Source organism: Citrobacter sp. FDAARGOS_156 (genome assembly GCF_001559235.2).
Lineage (GTDB): Bacteria > Pseudomonadota > Gammaproteobacteria > Enterobacterales > Enterobacteriaceae > Citrobacter > Citrobacter youngae.
Genome location: NZ_CP014030.2, coordinates 1918576 through 1938327 on the forward strand (window position 1 = coordinate 1918576; position 19752 = coordinate 1938327).

The window sequence follows — 19752 nt, forward strand, 5'->3', positions numbered from 1 at the left end:
AAGATGAGTACACTTGAACCTCCGGCACGTGCCGAAAAAGCGAGCCGTTTCACGCTGTATATGTCGCAGTTGCAAATGAAACATGGTCGCAAGCTGGTGATCGCGTTGCCGTATGTGTGGCTGGTTCTCCTGTTTTTATTGCCGTTTCTGATTGTCTTTAAGATTAGCCTGTCAGAAATGGCACGGGCGATACCGCCGTACACTGACCTTGTGGCATGGGCCGATGGTCAGCTATCTATTACGCTCAATTTAGGTAACTTCCTGCAGTTGACGGACGACCCGCTCTATTTCGATGCTTACCTGCAGTCTTTGCAGGTAGCGGGGATTTCGACGATCTGCTGTCTGTTGTTGGGGTATCCACTAGCGTGGGCGGTGGCGCACAGCAAACCCTCGACGCGCAATATTTTGCTGTTGCTGGTGATTCTGCCTTCCTGGACCTCTTTCTTGATTCGCGTGTACGCCTGGATGGGGATCCTGAAAAATAACGGGGTGCTGAACAACTTTCTGATGTGGCTGGGCGTTATCGATCAGCCATTGACGATCCTGCATACCAACCTGGCGGTTTATATTGGCATTGTTTATGCCTATTTGCCCTTTATGGTGCTGCCGATTTATACCGCACTGACGCGCATTGACTATTCGCTGGTGGAAGCTGCGCTGGATTTAGGTGCCCGACCATTAAAAACCTTCTTTAGCGTGATCGTGCCGTTGACCAAAGGCGGGATTATCGCTGGCTCAATGCTGGTGTTTATCCCGGCGGTAGGGGAATTTGTTATTCCGGAACTGCTTGGGGGGCCGGACAGCATTATGATCGGCCGCGTACTATGGCAGGAGTTTTTCAATAACCGTGACTGGCCGGTGGCGTCTGCGGTTGCCATCATCATGTTGCTGTTACTGATTGTGCCAATCATGTGGTTCCATAAGTATCAGCAGAAAAGCGTGGGGGAACACGGATGAATAACTTACCGGTTGTCCGCTCGCCGTGGCGGATCTTTATCCTGGTCGTGGGGTTTACGTTTCTGTACGCCCCCATGCTGATGTTAGTTATCTATTCGTTTAACAGCTCCAAGCTGGTGACGGTGTGGGCGGGGTGGTCAACACGCTGGTACGGTGAACTTTTCCACGATACTGCAATGATGAGTGCCGTCGGCATGAGTTTAACGATTGCTGCCTGTGCTGCGACGATGGCGGCGATCCTCGGCACCATAGCTGCCGTGGTGATGGTGCGTTTTGGCCGTTTTCGTGGTTCGAATGGTTTTGCCTTTATGATCACCGCACCGCTGGTTATGCCGGATGTCATTACCGGTTTGTCGCTGCTGCTCCTGTTTGTGGCGCTGGCGCACGCCATTGGCTGGCCAGCGGATCGCGGTATGTTGACCATCTGGCTGGCGCACGTCACCTTCTGTACGGCGTATGTAGCGGTGGTGATTTCCTCACGTTTGCGCGAACTGGATCACTCCATTGAGGAAGCGGCGATGGATCTCGGCGCGACGCCGCTGAAGGTCTTTTTCGTCATTACGCTGCCGATGATTATGCCGGCGGTCATTTCCGGTTGGTTATTGGCCTTTACGCTATCGCTGGATGATTTGGTTATCGCCAGCTTTGTCTCTGGTCCTGGGGCCACAACGTTACCGATGTTGGTATTCTCCAGCGTACGTATGGGGGTTAACCCGGAGATCAACGCACTGGCGACGCTGATCCTTGGCGTGGTAGGAATTATCGGATTTATCGCGTGGTATCTGATGGCGCGAACAGAAAAACAACGGATACGCGATATCCAACGTGCAAGACGCGGCTGAAAAAACTAAAATCTGCCAATCTGTCTATACGGCGCAGCTGTGGTGGTTGCGCCGTTTTCATGGAAGACGACGCGTTGGGATTTTTTAAGAAATCATCCACATCACATGCCCGCTTAAACGTCCCTGCTTTGGTGCAGGTGGCGGCGCTGGCTATCATTATGATCCGCTGTCTCGATCTGTTGATGATTTTTAATACGCTTGGGTTTCGTGGAACCAGTGAGTTTATTCATCGCAGTGTGCAGACCTGGAATTTGACGCTGGTATTTCTGGGCAGTCTGGTGCTGCTGTTTATCGAAATTTTCTGCGCATTTTCGCTGGTCAAAGGACGGAGCTGGGCCCGCTGGATCTATCTGCTGACCCAGATTATCGCCAGCGTCTATCTGTGGGCAGCTTCGCTGGGCTACGGATATCCGGAACTGTTCAGTATTGCGGGGGAGTCCAGACGCGAAATCCTGCATACGCTGGTGATGCAAAAATTGCCGGATATGCTGGTGTTGCTACTGCTTTTTGTTCCTGCGTCCAGCAGGCGGTTCTTCCGCTTGCAATAACGTGTATAATTTTGGCCCCCGGTTAATTTGTAGGTTTTTGTATGCAGTGCGCACTTTATGACGCCGAACGCTGTCGCTCCTGTCAGTGGATAGCACAGCCTGTCGCCGATCAACTCTTCGCCAAAACAGCCGATTTGCAAAATCTGCTGGCCGATTATCCGGTCGGAGAATGGTGCGCGCCGGTCAGCGGCCCGGAAAGCGCTTTTCGTAATAAAGCTAAAATGGTGGTTAGCGGCAGCGTGGAGAAACCGCTGTTGGGCATGCTGCATCGTGACGGTACGCCGGAGGATTTGTGCGACTGCCCGCTTTATCCTGAGTCTTTTGCGCCCGTGTTTGCCACACTCAAACCGTTTATCGCCCGCGCGGGGCTGACGCCCTATAACGTGGCGCGTAAACGCGGGGAGCTGAAGTATCTGCTGTTAACGGAAAGCCAGTTTGATGGCAGTATAATGCTGCGTTTTGTCCTGCGTTCCGACGCGAAACTGGCACAACTGCGCGCGGCGCTACCGTGGCTGCAGGCACAGTTACCGCAGTTAAAAGTCATTAGCGTCAATATCCAGCCTGTGCATATGGCGATTATGGAAGGGGAGACAGAAATCTTCCTGACCGAACAGCAGGCACTGGCCGAACGTTTTAACGACGTACCGTTGTGGATACGCCCGCAGAGTTTCTTCCAGACCAACCCGGTAGTGGCGGGGCAGCTATATGCCACGGCGCGCGACTGGGTACGCCAGCTTCCGGTTAATCACATGTGGGATCTGTTTTGCGGCGTCGGGGGTTTTGGTCTGCATTGCGCCACGCCGCAGATGAAACTGACAGGGATTGAAATTGCGCCAGAGGCGATTACCTGCGCGAAACAGTCTGCGCAGGAGCTTGGGTTACAGAACCTGCATTTTCAGGCGCTGGACTCAACTCAGTTTGCTACCGCTCAGGGCGAAGTACCGGACCTGGTGTTGGTGAATCCACCGCGTCGGGGAATTGGCAAACCGCTGTGTGATTTTCTTTCCCACATGGCACCGCGTTTTATCATTTATTCCAGCTGTAATGCGCAAACCATGGCGAAGGATATTCGTGAGTTGCCAGGGTATCGCATTGAACGCGTCCAGCTTTTCGATATGTTTCCGCACACAGCACACTACGAAGTGTTGACGCTGCTTACTCGGCGATAAATGGCATGCCTGATGGCGCTTTGCTTATCAGGCCTACAGGTTGTTCGTCATTCGTAGGCCGGATAAGGTGCTTGCACCGCATCCGGCAAATGCAATATGCGAAAAAAAAGCCCGTACTTGCGTACGAGCTCTTTCTCGAATATGGCGGTGAGGCGGGGATTCGAACCCCGGATACGTTGCCGTATACACACTTTCCAGGCGTGCTCCTTCAGCCACTCGGACACCTCACCATATTGTATTGCTGCCTGACCACATGGGGGGCAACGGGGCGCTACTATAGGGAGTTGCGCTAAAACGGTCAAGCAGAATTTACATGTTCATATTCGTTTGGTCACGCAATGTACATATTCCCCCACCCGGACAGGCGTGGGGGAGAGGATTAGCGCTGAGAGTCCAGTTTTTCACCGTTGGTGACGACTTCCTGGGCTTTGCTGTAGCTCTCAATCAGCAACTGATATGCCGGGAATACTTTCGTGTACACTTCTGCCCACTCTGCTGCATCTTCACGGTTCCATGTTCCCTGCAGTTCAGAAGCAACGGCGGCGGTATCCATCGGAACTACGCCAGCCTGAACGACACGTGCCAGGGTGATTTCCTGCGCCATTTTGCTGTAAGTACCGGAAGCGTCGATCACTGCGAAAACTTTGTAGCCTTCCGCAACCGCGCTGATGGCTGGGAAAGCCATGCAAACACTGGTGATGGTACCGGCGATAATCAGCGTCTTACGACCTGTTGCTTTGACCGCTTTCACGAAGTCTTCGTTATCCCAGGCGTTGATTTCGCCTTTACGCGCCACGTATTGAGCATGAGGCGCATTGGCGTGGATCTCAGGGATCAACGGGCCGTTCGGTCCCTGCGGTACTGATGCGGTGGTAATCACCGGCATCTTCGCCAGGGAGGCCATTTTAGCCAGCGCGGCAGCACGTGCTCGCAGTTCTGGCATTGGCATATCGCCTACGGTTTGGAAAAGTCCGCTCTGGTGATCGATAAGCAGCATAACGGAATCATTTACATCGATGACCGGGCGTGAACCATTAAAGTTTGCAGGGCTGGACATAGTATTCTCCTTTGATTCAGATTTGGCCAAAGCGGCCGGAGTTAAAATCGCGTACGGCTTCTGCGATCTCTTGTTTCGTGTTCATGACAAACGGACCGTAACCCACAATCGGCTCATTCAACGGTTCGCCTGACAACAGCAATACGCTGGCATCGCTACTGGCTTCAATATGCAATGTTTTACCCTGCTGGCTTAACACCACCAGCTGTGCCTCGCTGACGGGCGTGGTGCCGTTTACGGTAATGTTGCCTTTCAGTACGACCAGCGCGGTGCTCCATCCTTCCGGCTGAGACAGCGTGAACTGATGATTACGCTGCAGACGCATATCCCAGACATTCAGCGGCGAAAAGGTATGTGCCGGACCTTTTGTCTCCTGATAGCTGCCCGCAATGACACGGAGAGTGCCGGCGTCATCTGGCAGCGCGACAGTAGGGATAACATCACTACTAATGCCCTGATATCCGGGTACGGCCATTTTGTCTTTCGCTGGAAGGTTGACCCAAAGTTGCACCATTTCCAGCTCGCCACCCTTCCGGGTAAATTCCGGAGAATGGAATTCTTCGTGTAAAATACCTGCACCTGCAGTCATCCATTGCACGTCGCCAGGGCCGATAATCCCACCGCGACCGGTTGAGTCACGATGTTCAACTTCACCGCTGTAAACGATGGTCACCGTTTCGAAACCACGGTGAGGGTGTTCGCCCACGCCACGTTTTTCATTACCTGGGGTGAAGGTATGTGGCCCGGCGTAATCCAGCAGCAGGAACGGACTTAATTGTTCAGCATGAGACTGGTAAGAGAACATCGAGCGAACCGGGAATCCATCGCCAACCCAGTGTGGGCGAGGTGCGGTGTAGACGCCTGTTACTTGTTTCATATGTGTCTCCTCAGTGGCGTTATCTTGATGTGAATAAGCTTATATTCATGACAGAGAACTGAGTAGTAGCTAAAATAGCCTTCACAGTCTCATAAATAGGACAATAAGATGACTAAGCCGGATCTCAATGATTTCGCGTGGTTTGTTCACGTAGTTGAAGAAGGAGGATTCGCTGCGGCCGGTCGGGCACTCGATGAACCGAAATCAAAGCTGAGCCGCCGAATTGCACAACTGGAGGAGAGGCTGGGGGTGCGATTGATTCAGCGAACCACCCGGCAGTTTAATGTTACTGAAGTTGGGCAAACGTTCTACGAACACTGTAAGGCAATGCTGGTGGAAGCGCAGGCAGCGCAGGATGCCATTGCTGCGCTACAGGTTGAACCGCGTGGAATTGTGAAGCTGACGTGCCCGGTTACGTTGCTGCACGTGCATATCGGACCCATGCTTGCCCGTTTTATGGCGCGTTACCCTGATGTATCTGTGCAACTCGAGGCCACGAACCGCCGTGTTGACGTCGTTGGAGAAGGTCTGGACGTGGCGATTCGTGTCAGGCCTCGACCATTTGAAGATAGCGACCTGGTGATGCGGGTGCTGGCGGACAGGGGGCATCGTTTGTATGCCAGTCCGCAGCTAATCGAGAAAATGGGCGCGCTACATTCTCCGGCTGAATTGACTCGCTGGCCGGGGCTGAGCCTGGCCTCGGGTAAACATGTGCATCGTTGGGAGCTATTTGGCCCGCAGGAAGCTCGTGCGGAGGTACATTTCACGCCACGAATGATCACCACCGATATGCTGGCGCTACGTGAAGCTGCCGTTGCCGGTGTGGGAGTTGTGCAACTTCCGCAGTTGATGGTAAAAGATCAATTAGCCGCAGGCGAGCTGGTGGCATTACTCGACGGTTGGGAACCAAAGCGAGAGATCATTCACGCGGTTTTTCCATCGCGTAGGGGGTTATTGCCGTCGGTTCGTGCATTGGTGGATTTCCTCACGGAAGAATATGCACGAATGATCGAGGATTAAATACGTAATATCAGTCCACAAAAAAGGCCGGTTAAACCGACCTTTTATTATCTGGACGCCATTCGGGCGTTAAAACAATCAGCGACTACGGAAGACAATGCGGCCTTTGCTCAGGTCGTACGGGGTTAGTTCAACAGTCACTTTGTCGCCCGTCAGGATGCGGATATAGTTTTTACGCATTTTACCGGAGATGTGTGCAGTAACCACGTGACCGTTTTCTAACTCTACGCGGAACATGGTATTAGGTAACGTATCGAGAACGGTACCCTGCATTTCAATATTGTCTTCTTTGGCCATCTAATCCTCTGGGGTATCACTACCGTAATTTGAACCGGCAAGATAATGCCGAAGTTCTTTTAATAAGTAAAGATTTGTGCGTTTAAAACGCAGCAAATCGGGTTTGGCGCATTACTCTAACCGCACACAACAAAGCCGCACTAAAAGCGCAACGTGTAAGGGAACGATGAGATAAACGATAGGCGTTGCCTGACGCGAACTGTTCCTTAACGGCGGCGGGGTAATGGGCTAAACCGACTCTGCGGCACCAATTATAACACCCCGACAAAAAATGTGCCGAAAACATTCACTCCTGAGGCGAAAATAACGTCCTGGGCACCCAGAAGTGGCTCGGTAGGCGCTGCTGGCGTAGCCTGCTTAAATGTTCAAGGTAGTCCCTGCGCGGAGTCTCAATGGCTCCCAGCGACGCGGTATGGGTATTTAACACCTGACAATCAATTAATTTTCCGCCCTGACGGATAAATTCAGCGCAAAAAACAAGCAGTGCGGTTTTGGAGGCATTTTCCTGGCGACTGAACATCGATTCACCGCAAAAAAGGGTACCTTGCGCAACGCCGTACATCCCGCCGACTAATTCATTTTGCCGCCATACTTCAATAGAGTGCGCATGTCCAAGTTCATGCAGCCGATGATAGGCATCCACGACATCATGCGTTATCCAGGTGCCTTCTTCCCGGTCGTTTGCACATCCTTCAATGACCTGACCAAACGCGTAATTGAGCGTCACGCGATAAGGCGAATTTTTATGAAAGCGCTTCATGCTGCGACTTATGTGAAATTTATCAGGCCAGAGAATGGCGCGTGGGTCGGGCGACCACCAGAGGATAGGGTCGCCAGGAGAAAACCACGGGAAAATACCGCGCTGGTAGGCCATTAGCAGGCGGGCAGGGCTGAGATCGCCCCCCAGCGCCAACAAACCGTTAGGCTCGCGTAAAGCGCCTTCCGGTGAGGGGAAGGCGATAGAATGGCGGGACAGTTGCACCAGGCGCATGACAGCAAAACTCCACTACGCGAGTTGGATCGTTCAATAATAGCTTACAGACGTTGCTTAAACTGGTAATAACGCCCCTGCCTGGCTAACAGATCTGCGTGATTACCTTGCTCAATTATGCGTCCGTTGTCCATCACTATTATTTGATTAAATCGCGACAGTCCGCGCAGGCGATGTGTGACCATGAGTACGGTTTTATTGCGCATCACATCGTTAATCAATTCAAGCATTTGGCTTTCCGTTGTCGCATCCAGACCTTCAGTAGGTTCATCCAGAAGCATCAGCGGCGCATCGTGCAGCAAAGCTCGCGCGATAGCCAAACGGCGTAGCTCTCCGCCTGAAAGCTGACGACCGCCTTCACCCAGCCAGGCATTGAGACCATCACCTTCAAGCAGTTTTTCCAGACCGACACGACACAGCATCCCGGATAGCGCTTCATCGCTGGCGTGTGGCGCAGCCAGCAGCAGGTTATCGCGCAATGTCGCACTGAACAGATGCACTCGCTGTGGTACGACGCTGATGCATTGGCGCAATGCGGCTTCGTTCAGCGTTGAAATCGGACGATCGTTAATCAGGATTTCGCCGTGTTGTGGATCCCATGCACGGGTCAATAATTGCAGTAACGTTGATTTCCCACAGCCTGTCCGACCCAGAATCGCAATGTGTTCACCAGGTTTAGCGAGCAAAGAAAGGGTGTCCAGAGCTTTTTGTGTTTGCCCTGGATAGCTGAAAGACACCTCACGCAATGTCAGAGTAATCTGTTGCGAAACGGTAGCTTCCGTATCCGGGAAGGTGACTTCTGGTTGTTGTTCTGTCAGTTCGGTAATACGTAGTGCTGAAGCAATTACCTGGCCGAGATGCTGAAATGCGCCGGTAACAGGGGCCAGCGCTTCGAAAGCAGCCAGCGCGCAGAACACAAACAACGCTATCAGTGCGCCTGGTTGAGTGTTTCCGCCTACGCCACCTGAAGCCATCCATAACATCATCACCACAGCCAGAGCGCCAATCAGCAGCATGACAGCCTGAGATAAGGCCGTTAATTCGGACTGACGACGCTGGGCTTCATGCCATTGCAGCTCGGTGGCTTCCATTTGAGCGCGGTAGCGTTCACTGGCGCCAAAAATGGTCAGCTCAGCCTGACCCTGTAACCAGGAGGTCAACTGCTGGCGATATTGCCCGCGCAGATGCGTCAGGTTCTGCCCGGTGCTTTTACCCGCCTGGTAAAACAACGGAGGCAAGATAAACAGAGTCAGCAGCATAATACCGCCAAGGGTGATGGCGAGCGTGAGATCGAGAACGCTCAACCCTAGCGTGACTACTACAATAACGACAAACGCGCCAACCAGCGGGGAGAGCACGCGTAAATAGAGATGATCGAGCGTGTCGACATCCGCCACAACGCGGTTGAGCAGTTCGCCCTGGCCGTATCGGGCGAGCCCGGCAGGGGAGAGCGGCAGCAATTTGCTGAAGGTGTAAATACGCAGATGCTGCAATACACGAAACGTCGCGTCGTGACTGACCAGTCGTTCGAAATAACGACCTGCGGTTCGGGTAATTGCCGCCCCGCGAACGCCAGCCGCCGGAAGCATGTAGTTAAAACTGTAAATCCCGGTGACACCGACAACGGCCGAAGCAGACAGGAACCAGCCTGAAAGCGTCAGTAAACCAATGCTTGCCAATAATGTAACGATCGCCAGAACGATCCCCAGTGTTAACATCCATTTATGACGTTTATACAGCGTCAGATAGGGTAGCAAAGCGCGCATTTAGATGTCCTCCTGACGGTGAGCCAGTAATGTCGCAAAAGCCCCGCTGGCTGCGCTAAGTTGCGCGTAGGTACCTTGTTCGACAATCTGACCGTCTTGCATGACCCAGATAGCGTCCCAGTCGGCAAGATCTTCCAACTGGTGCGTAACCATCAGCGTGGTCTGGCGGCGCGATGCCGCATGCAACGCCTGCATCACACGTTGTTCGCTGTGAGCATCAAGACTGGCTGCGGGTTCGTCGAGCAGCAGTAACTGACACGGGTTGAGTAAGGCACGGGCAACGGCAACACGCTGCGCTTGCCCGACAGAAAGTCGGCCTGCCTGGTCGCCCACAGGGGTATCCACACCCTGAGGAAGCAGCGGTAAAAACTCACTGACCCAGGCGCTATCAAGCGCGGCCTGTAGCTGTTCTTCGCTGGCGTCAGGGCATGCCAGCAGCACATTTTCGCGCAATGTAGCAGCCGGAAGCTGCGGGTTTTGCCCGACCCATGAGAGTTGTTTACGCCAGGCATCAGGCGACAAGTCACGAAGTTCAAAGCCATTAATACGCAATGAGCCCTGATACGAGAGAAAACCGGACAGAACATTCAGCAACGAGCTCTTACCGGAACCACTACGCCCAACCAGCACCGCGCGCTGGCCTGCGGGTAGGGAGAAGTTAAGCGGACCAGCCAGGACTTTGCCTTCGGGTGAGGTGATGATCAGATCTTCGGCTTCAATTGAAACCGCGTCTTTGGTTGCCAGCTCAATATCGCCACGCTCAGGATGCGCGAGCGGGGTTTCCATAAAGGTTTTCAGGCTGTCGGCAGCGCCTACCGCTTGCGCCTTGGCATGGTAAAACGTCCCCAGATCGCGCAGCGGCTGGAAAAATTCCGGTGCCAGAATCAGCGCCAGGAAACCTGCCGCCAGCGTGACGCCGGTTCCGTAGTGGCCGAAATCAAGCTCGCCGAGATAAGAAAAACCGAAGTACACGGCTACCAGGGCAATAGAGAGCGAAGTGAAAAACTCCAGCACGCCCGAAGACAGGAATGCCAGGCGAAGCACTTCCATCGTGCGCTGACGGAAATCCTGCGATGCAGCCCGGATGCTTTCCGTCTCCGCTTCGCCGCGACCAAAAATTCTCAGTGTTTCCATGCCGCGCAAGCGATCGAGGAAATGACCGCTGAGTCGGGCAAGTGCCTGAAAGTTACGCCGGTTGGCATCGGCAGCGCCCATACCGACCATTGCCATAAACAGAGGGATCAGTGGTGCGGTTCCCAGCAGGATAAGGGCTGCAACCCAGTTTGACGGGAAAACGGCAGCCACAATCAATAACGGGACGCATACCGCAAGCGCCATTTGCGGCAAATAACGCGCATAGTAGTCATGCATATCGTCAATCTGTTCCAGAATCAGCGTGGCCCAGCTTCCGGCAGGCTTCCCCTGTATCCATGCGGGCCCCGCCTGTTGCAGACGGTCCAGAACCTGGCGACGAATCTCAAAACGAATATGTTGACCCGCGTGAAACCCTATTCGCTCACGTAACCAGACAACCCACGCCCGCAGGATAAAAATCAAGACCAGCACGACGAAAGGGAACAGCAGCGCTTCACGGGGAATATTTTCCATGATCATGTGCTGCAGAATCCGAGCCATGAGCCAGGCCTGAGCGACAATTAACAGGCCACTCACGAACCCCAACAGGCGTGAAATATTCAGCCAGCGTTGAGAAATGACACTTTGCTGTTTTAACCAGCGGGTAAGCTCTTTTTGACGGGTTTTATTCATTGCACGCTTAGCAGGTGAGTTATTGGAATTTTTGGGCAGGACAATGTTACAACGGGGCAAAAATAAAGGCGACTTATAGTCGCCTTTTTTACTTTTGTTACTGATTTGTAAAACTATTTGCAGGCGTCCGCCAGACCGTCGAGATAACGTTCAGCGTCAAGGGCGGCCATACAACCTGTGCCAGCTGAGGTAATCGCCTGACGATAAATATGGTCCATCACGTCACCGGCAGCGAACACACCAGGAATGCTGGTTTGTGTCGCATTGCCGTGAATACCGGACTGAACTTTGATATAGCCGTTTTCCAGTTCAAGTTGACCATCGAAAATAGCCGTGTTCGGGCTGTGGCCGATGGCGACAAACAATCCGGCGACGTCGAGAGATTCAACGTTGTCAGTATTTTGCGTATCGCGCAGACGCAATCCGGTTACACCCATTTGGTCGCCAGTCACTTCTTCCAGTGTGCGATGCGTGTGCAGCACGATGTTGCCGTTTTCAACTTTATCCATCAAACGTTTGATGAGGATTTTCTCAGCACGGAAACTGTCGCGGCGGTGAATCAAGTGAACTTCGGAGGCGATATTCGCCAGGTATAACGCTTCTTCCACAGCGGTGTTGCCGCCGCCGATCACCGCAACTTTTTGGTTACGATAGAAGAAACCGTCGCAGGTTGCGCAGGCGGAGACGCCGCGGCCTTTAAAGGCTTCTTCTGAAGGTAAGCCCAGATAGCGTGCTGAAGCACCAGTGGCGATGATCAGTGCGTCACAGGTGTACTCGCCACTGTCTCCGGTGAGACGGAAAGGGCGGTTTTGCAGATCTACCTTGCTGATGTGATCGAAGATGATCTCCGTTTCAAATTTCGTTGCGTGCTCGTGCATGCGCTCCATCAGCAGCGGGCCAGTGAGATCGTTTGGATCGCCAGGCCAGTTCTCCACTTCTGTTGTCGTGGTCAACTGACCACCTTTTTCCATACCGGTAATCAGCACCGGCTGCAGGTTTGCACGCGCAGCGTAGACGGCGGCGGTATAGCCCGCAGGGCCTGAACCCAGAATAAGAAGTTTACTGTGTTTGGTCGTGCCCATGAGATCCCCATAGTTGTTGGTAGGCAATGGGCAGGATTGTAGGGAATTTGCAGTCGTAAAAAAAGAGTATGGCGATTTTGTTAACAATATGTGTAATAGCGGAAACCGATGATGGGCAAAATTGAGGGTAATGCGCCTCTCTAATTTATTCGAGTTGGGGGGCCCGCGTGAAGCCAACGCACAGGTGATGTGAACTATGACGGAGATATAATGATTTCTACTTAAAATCGGTCAGTTATAAGGTGATAAAATGACGATTTTCCATCACTCCCAATGAATAACTGGCATGTTGTACTAAAAATCGATGTTTTGCTTTGACAATCACCTGCTGTTTTGCGAAAACATTCAAGGAAGAAAAAAACTGTGTCATGTATATGCTGCATAATCATGCATGTAGATACCATGTTTACCGGGTTAGTGAAATCTACGCATGGTGTGGACAGATGCCATTCGTGATGTCGATAGCCGCCGACAGGCAACGGTCTTCTCACCATAAACCCAGGCATTGCGCACCGTAAATCCCTCTGGGTTGCGGTTTATTGTGATGGGTAGCGACTCTGAACAGTGATGTTAATAGAGTCAGGCAGGAGTAGGGAAGGAATACAGAGAGACAATAATAATGGTAGATAGTAAGAAGCGCCCTGGCAAAGATCTCGACCGTATCGATCGTAACATTCTTAATGAGCTGCAAAAGGATGGGCGTATTTCTAACGTCGAGCTTTCAAAACGAGTGGGACTTTCTCCAACGCCCTGCCTTGAGCGTGTGCGTCGGTTGGAAAGACAGGGTTTTATTCAGGGCTATACAGCGCTGTTAAACCCGCATTATCTGGATGCATCACTTCTGGTTTTTGTTGAGATTACTCTGAATCGTGGCGCCCCGGATGTGTTTGAGCAATTTAACTCTGCAGTACAAAAACTTGAAGAAATTCAAGAGTGTCATTTGGTTTCCGGTGATTTCGACTATCTGCTGAAAACACGCGTACCGGATATGTCGGCATACCGTAAGCTGCTGGGGGAAACCCTGCTGCGTCTGCCTGGCGTGAATGACACACGTACTTACGTGGTAATGGAAGAAGTCAAACAGAGTAATCGTCTGGTAATTAAGACGCGCTAACACGGAACAGGTGCAAAATCGACGCAGTTTGATTACACTCCTGTTAATCCATACAGCAACAGTGCCGGGGTAACCCGGTGCTGTTGTCCGTTTTAGCATCGGGCAGGAAAAGCCTGAAACCTGGAGAGCCGTTTTTGAGCCAGGAATACACTGAAGACAAAGACGTCACATTGACGAAGTTAAGCAGCGGGCGCCGACTTCTGGAAGCGTTGCTGATTCTTATTGCCCTTTTTGCCGTCTGGTTGATGGCAGCATTACTCAGCTTTAACCCTTCGGACCCCAGTTGGTCGCAAACCGCATGGCACGAGCCTATCCATAATCTGGGCGGAATACCCGGAGCATGGCTGGCGGATACGCTGTTCTTCATTTTTGGTGTCATGGCTTACACTATCCCCGTGATAATCGTCGGTGGCTGCTGGTTTGCCTGGCGACATCAGGCCAGCGACGAATACGTCGATTACTTCGCCGTATCGCTGCGTATTATTGGCGTTCTGGCGCTGATCCTCACCTCTTGCGGGCTTGCCGCAATCAATGCCGATGACATCTGGTATTTTGCCTCTGGCGGCGTTATTGGCAGCCTGCTCAGTACTACGCTGCAACCCCTGCTGCACAGCAGTGGCGGTACGCTTGCGCTGTTATGTATCTGGGCCGCGGGTTTAACGCTGTTTACTGGCTGGTCATGGGTGAGCATTGCCGAAAAACTGGGTGGCTGGTTACTGAATATTCTGACTTTTGCCAGCAATCGTACTCGTCGCGATGATACCTGGGTCGATGACGAAGAATATGAAGATGATGAAGAGTCGGTCGACGCCGTTGATGGCACCCCACATGAATCCCGACGGACACGTATTCTGCGCGGAGCGTTAGCGCGCCGTAAACGGCTGGCAGAGAAGTTTACCAATCCACTTGGGCGTCACACTGATGCCGCGCTGTTCTCCGGCAAGCGCATGGATGATGAGGACGAAATTGAATACAGCGCGCGTGGCGTTGTAGCCGATCCTGACGATGTGTTGTTCTCTGGCAATCGTGCCACATTGCCTGAATACGATGAATTCGACCCGCTATTAAACGGCCATTCAGTGACTGAGCCGGTCACCGCGGCGGCGGCCGCCACTGCCACTGCGACAACTCAGGCCTGGAGTGCGCCAGTCGACCCGCTGTTGCAACCTGCGTCAGTACCGGGAACCGTTTTAGAGCAACCCACTCCTGCTGTGGCATGGCAATCCGCACCGGCTCCGCAAACCGGTGAAGCGGTTATCGCGCCAGCGCCGGAAGGTTACCCACAGCCCGTTCAGTACGCGCAGCCGCCGGTTCAGCCTTATGAACCCTGGCAGCAACCTGCCCCGGTTGAACCGCAGATGCCATATTCTGTACCGCCAGTTGCCGAAGCTGGCTATGAACAGCCGACGATGCCGCAACCGGCAATGCCGTGGCAAGCACCTGAGCCAGTGGTGGAGCCCGCCTGGCAACCAGAACCGGTTTACCAGCAGAGTACGCCGCTTGAACCGCAGCCTGTCTATCAGCAAGACACCGTGCAGCAACAACCCGTGGTTCATCAGCAGCCCGTGGTGGAACAGCCGTCGGTCGCCGAGCCTGAGCCTGTCGTTGAAGAGGTGAAGCCAGCACGTCCACCGCTCTACTATTTTGAAGAAGTGGAAGAAAAACGCGCGCGTGAGCGTGAGCAGCTAGCTGCCTGGTATCAGCCGATTCCAGAACCCGTGCAAGAGCCTGAGCGGGTTAAACCCGCTGCACCGTCTATGCCAACAGCATCCATACCTCCCGTTGAGTCTGTTGCTGCCGTTGCGCCGCTGGCCGCAGGTGTAAAAAGTGCCGCTTTGGGAGCGGGAGCCGCTGCCGCAGCGCCTGTCTTTAGCCTTGCGGGTGGCGGTGCGCCGCGTCCGCAGGTGAAAGAGGGAATTGGCCCTCAACTGCCGCGCCCTAATCGTGTGCGTGTCCCGACACGCCGTGAGTTGGCTTCATATGGCATTAAGTTGCCGTCACAACGTATGGCGGAAGAGAAAGCGCGCGAAGAGCAGCTTGATTCGGACGCGCAATACAGTGACGATGAAATTGATGCAATGCAGCAGGATGAGCTGGCGCGTCAGTTTGCCCAGTCGCAGCAGCACCGCTATGGCGAAGAGTATCAGGATGATACCAATCACACTGATGACGAAGATTCAGCCGCAGAAGCGGAACTGGCGCGTCAGTTCGCTTCTTCCCAACAGCAACGTTATTCCGGCGTACAGCCTGCCGGGGCGAATCCATTCTCGCTTGATGATTTTGAATTCTCACCAATGAAAGCGTTAGTGGATGAGGGGCCGCATGAGCCGCTGTTTACCCCCAGCGTGATGCCGGAACCTACGCTACAGTATCAACAGCCTGTCGCACCGCAGCAGCATTACCAGCAGCCGCCGCAGCCTGTTGCACCGCAGCAGCATTATCAGCAGCCGCCGCAGCCTGTCGCACCGCAGCAGCATTATCAGCAGCCACCGCAGCCTGTCGCACCGCAGCAGCACTATCAGCAGCCGCCACAGCCTGTCACACCGCCGCCGCAGGAAAGCCTGATCCATCCGTTATTGATGCGTAATGGCGACAGCCGCCCTGTACAGCGTCCGACGACACTGCTGCCATCGCTGGATCTGCTCACCCCACCACCGGCGGAAGTTGAGCCAATAGATACATTCGCGCTGGAGCAAATGGCGCGTCTGGTGGAAGCGCGTCTGGCTGATTTCCGTATTAAAGCCGATGTGGTGAACTACTCGCCCGGACCGGTGATTACCCGTTTTGAGCTAAATCTGGCACCGGGTGTTAAAGCTGCGCGTATTTCTAACCTTTCCCGAGATCTGGCGCGCTCGCTATCAACCGCAGCAGTTCGTGTCGTGGAGGTTATTCCTGGTAAACCGTATGTCGGACTGGAGTTACCGAACAAAAAACGCCAGACCGTCTATCTGCGTGAAGTACTGGATAACGCGAAATTCCGTGATAATCCGTCACCGCTTACTGTCGTTCTCGGCAAGGACATTGCTGGTGAACCTGTGACTGCCGATTTGGCCAAGATGCCGCATCTGTTGGTGGCAGGTACCACGGGGTCGGGTAAATCTGTTGGGGTCAACGCCATGATCCTCAGCATGCTCTACAAGGCGCAGCCGGAAGATGTTCGCTTTATCATGATCGACCCGAAAATGCTCGAGCTGTCGGTTTATGAAGGTATCCCGCATCTGCTGACTGAAGTCGTTACGGATATGAAAGACGCAGCCAATGCCTTGCGCTGGAGCGTTAATGAAATGGAACGCCGCTATAAGCTGATGTCAGCGCTGGGAGTGCGTAACCTTGCGGGCTACAACGAGAAGATTGCGGAAGCAGATCGTATGGGACGTCCAATCCCGGATCCGTACTGGAAACCAGGCGATAGCATGGATGTCACCCATCCGGTGCTGAAAAAAGAGCCGTATATTGTGGTTCTGGTCGATGAATTTGCTGACCTGATGATGACTGTCGGTAAAAAAGTGGAAGAACTGATTGCCCGTCTGGCGCAAAAAGCGCGTGCGGCAGGTATCCACCTGGTGCTGGCAACCCAGCGTCCGTCGGTTGACGTTATCACTGGGCTTATCAAAGCAAATATCCCGACGCGTATAGCGTTTACTGTGTCGAGTAAGATTGACTCTCGTACCATTCTTGATCAGGGGGGGGCTGAATCCCTGCTAGGCATGGGTGATATGCTCTATTCTGCGCCAAACTCAACGATTCCAGTGCGTGTACATGGTGCTTTTGTGCGCGATGAGGAAGTTCACGCGGTCGTGCAGGACTGGAAAGCGCGTGGTCGTCCACAGTACGTGGAAGGCATCACCTCAGACACCGAGAGTGAAGGTGGTGGTGGTGGTTTTGACGGTGGGGAAGAGCTGGATCCGCTGTTCGATCAGGCGGTGAATTTTGTTACCCAGAAGCGCAAAGCCTCCATCTCAGGCGTCCAGCGCCAGTTCCGCATTGGCTATAACCGTGCGGCGCGCATCATTGAACAGATGGAAGCGCAGGGAATTGTCAGTGAGCAGGGACATAATGGCAATCGTGAAGTGCTGGCTCCACCGCCCTTTGATTGATTGCAAAGTTAAGTAATTCAGTATTTTCTACTTTCCTCATGCTGATTTTTGGCCTGAAATGGATAGCAGAAGGAGCTCCCCGTTGGGAGTGACGTATTTTGAGGAATAACGATGAAAAGAATCGCAATCACCTGTGCATTACTGTCGAGCTTTGTGGTGAGCAGCGTTTGGGCTGACGCCGCCAGCGACCTGAAAAGCCGTCTGGATAAAGTCAGCAGCTTCCACGCCAGTTTTACCCAGAAGGTAACGGATGGTAGCGGCGCAGCGGTGCAGGAAGGCCAGGGTGATTTATGGGTTAAACGTCCGAATCTGTTTAACTGGCATATGACACAGCCTGACGAAAGCATCCTGGTTTCCGATGGGAAAACGCTGTGGTTCTTTAACCCGTTTGTTGAACAGGCGACGGCGACCTGGCTGAAAGACGCCACGGGCAATACGCCGTTCATGCTGATCGCGCGTAACCAGGCCAGCGACTGGCAGCAGTACAACATTAAGCAAAACGGCGATGATTTCGTGCTGACACCTAAAACCAGCAGCGGTAACCTGAAGCAGTTTACGATCAATGTTGGGCGTGACGGGACGATCCACCAGTTTAGCGCCGTTGAACAAGACGATCAGCGCAGCAGCTATCAGCTGAAATCTCAGCAGAATGGTGCGATCGAACCTTCCAAATTCACCTTTACCCCGCCGCAAGGTGTAACGGTTGACGATCAACGTAAGTAGAGGCGTGTGAGTGAGCAATCTGTCGCTCGACTTTTCTGATAATACTTTTCAGCCACTGGCCGCGCGTATGCGGCCAGAAAATTTAGCGCAGTATATCGGCCAGCAGCATCTGCTGGCTGCGGGCAAACCTTTGCCACGTGCTATTGAGGCCGGGCACCTGCACTCCATGATTTTATGGGGGCCGCCGGGGACGGGCAAAACCACGCTTGCCGAAGTGATTGCCCGTTACGCCAACGCCGATGTTGAACGTATTTCGGCGGTTACGTCTGGTGTAAAAGAAATTCGTGAAGCGATTGAGCGTGCGCGTCAGAACCGTAACGCTGGCCGGCGTACGATCCTGTTTGTGGACGAAGTTCACCGTTTTAATAAAAGCCAACAGGATGCGTTTTTACCGCATATTGAAGACGGTACCATCACGTTTATTGGCGCGACCACTGAAAACCCCTCGTTTGAGCTGAACTCGGCGCTGCTGTCACGCGCACGCGTTTACTTACTGAAATCATTAACCACCGACGATATTGAACAGGTGCTGGACCAGGCGATGTCAGACAAAGCGCGGGGTTACGGCGGCCAGGATATCGTACTGCCGCCGGAGACGCGTCGGGCGATTGCCGAACTGGTTAATGGTGATGCGCGCCGGGCGCTGAATACGCTGGAAATGATGGCCGATATGGCCGAAGTTGATGATTCCGGCAAGCGCGTATTGAAAGCAGAGTTGCTCACTGAAATTGCTGGTGAACGCAGCGCGCGTTTCGATAATAAAGGCGATCGTTTTTACGATCTCATCTCCGCATTACACAAGTCAGTTCGCGGAAGCGCTCCGGATGCGGCGCTTTATTGGTATGCGCGTATCATCACCGCTGGCGGCGATCCGCTGTACGTTGCCCGTCGTTGTCTGGCGATTGCCTCTGAAGATGTAGGCAATGCCGATCCTCGCGCCATGCAGGTGGCGATTTCCGCATGGGATTGCTTTACCCGCGTGGGGCCAGCGGAAGGTGAACGCGCGATTGCTCAGGCGATTGTTTATCTGGCCTGTGCGCCGAAGAGTAATGCGGTTTACACCGCCTTTAAAGCCGCGCTGGCTGATGCCCGGGAACGTCCGGATTACGACGTGCCTGTCCACCTGCGTAATGCGCCGACGAAGCTGATGAAAGAGATGGGCTACGGTCAGGAATATCGTTACGCTCATGATGAGCCAAATGCCTATGCTGCCGGAGAAGAGTACTTCCCGCAGGAAATGGCGCAAACGCGCTATTATCACCCGACAAACAGAGGTCTTGAAGGCAAGATTGGCGAAAAGCTCGCCTGGCTCGCCGGACAGGATCAAAATAGCCCTATAAAACGCTACCGTTAGTGTTATCGTTGCGGTAATGTTGTCGATGTATCCCTGTGACCGCAGGCTGTGGTCACTTTCTCCTATTTTAATTCGATAAGCACAGGATAAG

General features: G+C 53.4%; 16 protein-coding genes and 1 tRNA gene. 9 read left to right on the forward strand and 8 right to left on the reverse strand.

The window, feature by feature from the left end; all coding sequences use genetic code 11:
* Nucleotides 1–3 precede the first annotated feature (3 nt).
* From potH to rlmC, 4 genes are read left to right on the forward strand one after another with little or no spacing between them, the layout of a single operon-like run.
* Nucleotides 4–957 (forward strand): putrescine ABC transporter permease PotH, encoded by a 954-nt coding sequence (potH, locus tag AL515_RS09315; protein ID WP_005123598.1) that lies wholly within the window; start codon nt 4–6, stop codon nt 955–957.
* Nucleotides 954–1799: a putrescine ABC transporter permease PotI gene (gene potI, locus AL515_RS09320; RefSeq protein ID WP_048212155.1), complete on the forward strand. Its 846-nt coding sequence runs from the start codon at nt 954–956 to the stop codon at nt 1797–1799. The genes potH and potI overlap by 4 nt, the downstream gene beginning before the upstream one ends.
* A gap of 59 nt (nt 1800–1858) precedes the next feature.
* Nucleotides 1859–2347 carry a YbjO family protein gene (locus AL515_RS09325; protein WP_048212154.1) on the forward strand — a complete coding sequence of 163 codons (489 nt, stop codon included), beginning with the start codon at nt 1859–1861 and terminating at the stop codon, nt 2345–2347.
* Nucleotides 2348–2388: 41 nt separating this feature from the next.
* The gene (gene rlmC / locus AL515_RS09330; RefSeq protein ID WP_061067607.1) at nt 2389–3516 is read left to right on the forward strand and encodes a 23S rRNA (uracil(747)-C(5))-methyltransferase RlmC; all 1128 of its coding nucleotides are present in this window, start codon (nt 2389–2391) and stop codon (nt 3514–3516) included.
* Between the two features lie 142 nt (nt 3517–3658).
* On the opposite strand, the gene AL515_RS09335 is transcribed toward rlmC, so the two are convergent.
* From AL515_RS09335 to AL515_RS09345, 3 genes are all read right to left on the reverse strand, one after another.
* Nucleotides 3659–3746 (reverse strand) — tRNA-Ser (locus AL515_RS09335).
* A 149-nt stretch (nt 3747–3895) separates the two neighbouring features.
* On the reverse strand, nt 3896–4573 hold the full coding sequence (locus AL515_RS09340) for an isochorismatase family protein (RefSeq protein ID WP_061067608.1): 678 nt from the start codon (nt 4571–4573) through the stop codon (nt 3896–3898).
* A 16-nt stretch (nt 4574–4589) separates the two neighbouring features.
* Nucleotides 4590–5450, reverse strand: a complete 861-nt coding sequence (locus AL515_RS09345; protein WP_061067609.1) for a pirin family protein — start codon at nt 5448–5450, stop codon at nt 4590–4592.
* A 108-nt stretch (nt 5451–5558) separates the two neighbouring features.
* Between AL515_RS09345 and AL515_RS09350 the strand changes: the two genes are divergently transcribed.
* A complete protein-coding gene (locus AL515_RS09350; RefSeq protein WP_048212151.1) occupies nt 5559–6470 on the forward strand; it encodes a LysR family transcriptional regulator in 912 nt (303 codons plus the stop codon).
* Between the two features lie 78 nt (nt 6471–6548).
* Here the strand turns inward: AL515_RS09350 and infA are convergent, their stop codons facing one another.
* From infA to trxB, 5 genes are all read right to left on the reverse strand, one after another.
* Nucleotides 6549–6767: a translation initiation factor IF-1 gene (gene infA, locus AL515_RS09355; protein ID WP_002211347.1), complete on the reverse strand. Its 219-nt coding sequence runs from the start codon at nt 6765–6767 to the stop codon at nt 6549–6551.
* Nucleotides 6768–7053: 286 nt separating this feature from the next.
* Entirely contained in the window at nt 7054–7758 is a 705-nt protein-coding gene (aat, locus tag AL515_RS09365) for a leucyl/phenylalanyl-tRNA--protein transferase (protein WP_048212150.1), read from the reverse strand.
* Between the two features lie 44 nt (nt 7759–7802).
* The gene (gene cydC, locus AL515_RS09370; protein WP_061067610.1) at nt 7803–9524 is read right to left on the reverse strand and encodes a heme ABC transporter ATP-binding protein/permease CydC; all 1722 of its coding nucleotides are present in this window, start codon (nt 9522–9524) and stop codon (nt 7803–7805) included.
* Nucleotides 9525–11291 (reverse strand): heme ABC transporter permease/ATP-binding protein CydD, encoded by a 1767-nt coding sequence (cydD, locus tag AL515_RS09375; protein ID WP_061067611.1) that lies wholly within the window; start codon nt 11289–11291, stop codon nt 9525–9527.
* Nucleotides 11292–11404: 113 nt separating this feature from the next.
* Nucleotides 11405–12373 (reverse strand): thioredoxin-disulfide reductase, encoded by a 969-nt coding sequence (trxB, locus tag AL515_RS09380; protein WP_005123580.1) that lies wholly within the window; start codon nt 12371–12373, stop codon nt 11405–11407.
* Nucleotides 12374–12992: 619 nt separating this feature from the next.
* Here trxB and lrp point away from each other — a divergent pair.
* The 4 genes from lrp (at nt 12993) to rarA (ending at nt 19661) form a co-directional block, all read left to right on the forward strand.
* On the forward strand, nt 12993–13487 hold the full coding sequence (gene lrp / locus AL515_RS09390; RefSeq protein WP_002439523.1) for a leucine-responsive transcriptional regulator Lrp: 495 nt from the start codon (nt 12993–12995) through the stop codon (nt 13485–13487).
* Nucleotides 13488–13621: 134 nt separating this feature from the next.
* Nucleotides 13622–17584, forward strand: a complete 3963-nt coding sequence (gene ftsK, locus AL515_RS09395; protein WP_061067612.1) for a DNA translocase FtsK — start codon at nt 13622–13624, stop codon at nt 17582–17584.
* 111 nt (nt 17585–17695) lie between these two features.
* On the forward strand, nt 17696–18307 hold the full coding sequence (gene lolA / locus AL515_RS09400) for an outer membrane lipoprotein chaperone LolA (protein WP_003831898.1): 612 nt from the start codon (nt 17696–17698) through the stop codon (nt 18305–18307).
* A gap of 10 nt (nt 18308–18317) precedes the next feature.
* Nucleotides 18318–19661: a replication-associated recombination protein RarA gene (rarA, locus tag AL515_RS09405; protein WP_048212145.1), complete on the forward strand. Its 1344-nt coding sequence runs from the start codon at nt 18318–18320 to the stop codon at nt 19659–19661.
* Nucleotides 19662–19752 lie beyond the last annotated feature (91 nt).